Source organism: Candidatus Igneacidithiobacillus taiwanensis (assembly GCF_031962545.1).
Taxonomy (GTDB): domain Bacteria; phylum Pseudomonadota; class Gammaproteobacteria; order Acidithiobacillales; family Acidithiobacillaceae; genus Igneacidithiobacillus; species Igneacidithiobacillus taiwanensis.
On record NZ_JAVRKK010000205.1, the window covers coordinates 1 to 2,971 of the forward strand.

General features: G+C 63.6%; 4 protein-coding genes. 1 reads left to right on the top strand and 3 read right to left on the bottom strand.

The features are described 5' to 3' along the window. Both RTI30_RS13695 and thiL read right to left on the bottom strand, forming a co-directional pair. Positions 1 to 656, bottom strand: a 656-nt coding sequence (locus RTI30_RS13695; RefSeq protein ID WP_312284067.1) for a CinA family protein, incomplete at its 3' end; no start/stop codon positions are given. Further along, positions 646 to 1,650 (bottom strand): thiamine-phosphate kinase, encoded by a 1,005-nt coding sequence (gene thiL / locus RTI30_RS13700; protein ID WP_312261052.1) that lies wholly within the window; start codon positions 1,648 to 1,650, stop codon positions 646 to 648. The genes thiL and RTI30_RS13695, both read right to left, overlap by 11 nt. A gap of 53 nt (positions 1,651 to 1,703) precedes the next feature. Between thiL and gluQRS the strand changes: the two genes are divergently transcribed. Then, positions 1,704 to 2,609 carry a tRNA glutamyl-Q(34) synthetase GluQRS gene (gluQRS, locus tag RTI30_RS13705; RefSeq protein WP_312261051.1) on the top strand — a complete coding sequence of 302 codons (906 nt, stop codon included), beginning with the start codon at positions 1,704 to 1,706 and terminating at the stop codon, positions 2,607 to 2,609. On the opposite strand, the gene RTI30_RS13710 is transcribed toward gluQRS, so the two are convergent. Then, a partial coding sequence (locus RTI30_RS13710) for a PilZ domain-containing protein (protein WP_312284068.1) occupies positions 2,587 to 2,971 on the bottom strand: 385 nt, incomplete at its 5' end. The genes gluQRS and RTI30_RS13710 overlap by 23 nt on opposite strands.

Below are 2,971 nucleotides of genomic sequence, written 5' to 3' on the forward strand. Positions count from 1 at the left end.
TGCCCGGCAATGCCGCTCACCGCCACCGCGAGCTCTGCCTGCCCGAGAGCGGCTTCGAGCATCTCTTCCACCACCGCTTCCGAAACGGCACCGTGGCGTGCGAGGGTTGCGCCTTGCACCCCCAGCATCTCCTCCTTGGCGGCATTGCTGTAGACCACATAACCCTGGCGCAGGAGTGCCGAGGAGCCGGGTAAGGCGGCAATCCGCGCAGCAATGCCGCCCGCCGTACAGGATTCTGCCGTTGCCAGTTGCCAGCCGAGCGGTTGGGCGCGCTGCAACAGCGCCCATTCCGGAGGGGCTAATTCCAAAGCCAAGCCCTCGCCATCCGACCAGATTTCTCCGGGCAGGGGCGCTGTTGCTGGGGTAACACCAAATCGCGTACGCGGCGGGGTGGAAAGCGGCCAGTGCTGCCGGAGGTACGCCGCCATCGCTGGCCAGTCGAGAGGATCGAGTCGTACGCCCCCCGCTTGGCGCCAAGCATCGATGTTGTCAAAGTCACCCAGGGCAACGCCAGCAGAGGTTTTGGTCAGCGGCAAGGTTGCGCAGAGTTGCAGAGCAACCGGTCGACCGGCGAGCTCGATCCACGCGGCTAGACGCTGCGCCAAGGGCAAGGCCGCTGGCCGCAAAGGTAGATAGATGGGAAATTCAGATGACATGCTGGTGCCCCAAATGTTCTGGTAGGTCTTGGCGCCTACCCTGCCAAAAAAGCTGCAAACCTGCCGCTGCCGGCAAAACACTACCCACCCGCTGCAGGGGCGTTTGCGTTTGCTGCGCTGCGGTCTGCAGCTGCACGGCAAGGGCGGGAGGTGCGGCGAGAATGAGTTCGTAATCATCGCCGCCGGTGAGAGCGGTACGCAACAACCGTTGCCAGTCGTCGCCCACCCAACCCGCCAGAACGGGGCTCAGGGGGATGGCATCGCCATCGATCCGCGCCCCCACCCCCGAGGCCTGCAGGATGTGGTGTAGGTCGGCGAGAAACCCATCGGAGACATCCTGCGCACAGCGCGCCCCCAGCCGCTGCGCTGCCTGACCAAAGGCAACACGCGGGGTGGGACGTCGACGACACTGCTCCAGAGTCGCCGCTCCCGGCAAGTCCTCGACGGCCTCGCCGGCACGTTCGGCAAAAGCAAGTTCGAGCGCAAGGGCGACATCACCCAAGGTGCCGGTCACGTAGAGATCATCGCCCACTTGCGCGCCACTGCGCAGCAGGGCATCTCCCGCCAGCAGGCCCAAGGCGGTCACGGTCACCGTTAATGGGCCATCGCAGGCAACCGTATCGCCCCCCACCAAGCGCAGATTAAAAGGCAGAGCCAGCTCCTGCCAGCCACGCATAAAGTCCGCGCGCCAAGCCGGGGTAGCCATACCTGCCGGCAGAGCAAGATTGAGCAGTGCCCAGCGCGGCTCGGCACCCATGGCGGCAAGATCGCTCAGATTGACCGCCAGCGCCTTCCAAGCGAGATCGTCGGCGCCAAGCTCGGCAAAGAAATGCCGGCCGGCGACGAGGGTATCGGTGCAGGCTACCAGGCGGCGCCCACCGCAATCGAGCACCGCCGCGTCGTCGCCAATCCCGACAATGACCGCCGCGTCGTCTTCCACCTGCCCCAGACCGCGACGTAGTTCGTCGATCAGCGCAAACTCCCCTGTCGCCATCTACCCTCCTCCCACTCGCCACACGCCCAGCATAGCACGCTAGCGGCAGGAAAATGCCCACAGCGCCGGCTCTTGCTACCATTGCGCGCATGGAGAGGGAAGAATGCAACGATCAGGGTGCAGTGCGGGCGGAAACTCACGACGTGACGGGCCGTTTTGCGCCGAGCCCGAGCGGACCTTTGCACGAGGGCTCGGTGCTCGCGGCAATCGGCAGCTATCTCAGCGCCAAAGGTCAGGGCGGGCGCTGGCTTTTACGCATCGATGACATCGACGTGCAGCGCTGCCAGCCCGTATATGCGGAACAGATACAAGAGCAATTAACTATGCTTGGCTTGCACTGGGACGGCGCCATTCGCTACCAATCGGCTTGTCAGGCAGACTACGACGCCGCCTTTGCAAAGCTTCGTGCCGCCCGCCTTGCTTATCCCTGCGGCTGTAGCCGCCAGAGCCTTCTGCAATCTCCCTGCCACTGCCGCGAGCGGCCCCCGGCGCAGGCGCGGGCTTGGCGCTTGGATCTGCGCACCGCCCGAGTAGGTTTTTGGCAGGATCGCTATCTCGGTATGCAGGAAAGCCGCTTTCCCGAGCAGGACCCGGTGCTGCTGCGCGCCGATGGCCCTTACGCCTATGTGTTTACCTGCGTGGTGGACGACCACGCGCAAGATGTTACGGAAGTGATCCGTGGTGCCGATCTCGTCTCCGTTACTCCAGTGCAGCGCTTTTTGCAGGTCTGCTTGGGATACCCGCAGCCACAATATGGGCATTTACCCCTGGTCCTTGGCCAGGATGGCAAGAAGCTTTCGAAAAGCGGTGGGGCAGCGGCCTTCGACCCGCGCGGGGCCTGGGAGCAGAGCTTGCAACGCCTGGGCTTTCCGACACCAGACGGGCTTCGCGGTGCGCCGCCGGACGAATGGCGCGCTTGGGCGCTCGAGGTCTGGGCTACGAAGAAATCCAGCGTTTGAACTGGCTCCACACGCTACTTTTGCGCGACGAATGGCCGCCTAGCTCGATCCCCTGCGCACGCGCAATTTCTCGATCTCGATCAAAGACGTATTTAGCAATGGCACGACGCGCTGCAGGATCGATATCGGTAAACTCGAGCCCGATGCCATCCTGCCCGGAAATGAAATGTCGCACCGTTGCCGGGCAAGAAATCTGGGTGCCGTCCCGCATGGAAAAAAACACTTTCGGCAAGCGTTCGCCAGAATGCAGGGAAAAACCGACAGCCCGACCCACCTGGCGAACCCTGGTACCACCCTCGCTGATATCGAGGATTTCTCCCAGCACCATGGGCGCACCAGTGCGATAGAGCTCGATGCGCCGT

Coding starts and splice junctions, on each gene's coding strand:
- gluQRS (WP_312261051.1), top strand. CDS start 1,704: ATGCCCACAGCGCCGGCTCTTGCTACCATTGCGCGCATGGAGAGGGAA.
- thiL (WP_312261052.1), bottom strand. CDS start 1,650: ATGGCGACAGGGGAGTTTGCGCTGATCGACGAACTACGTCGCGGTCTG.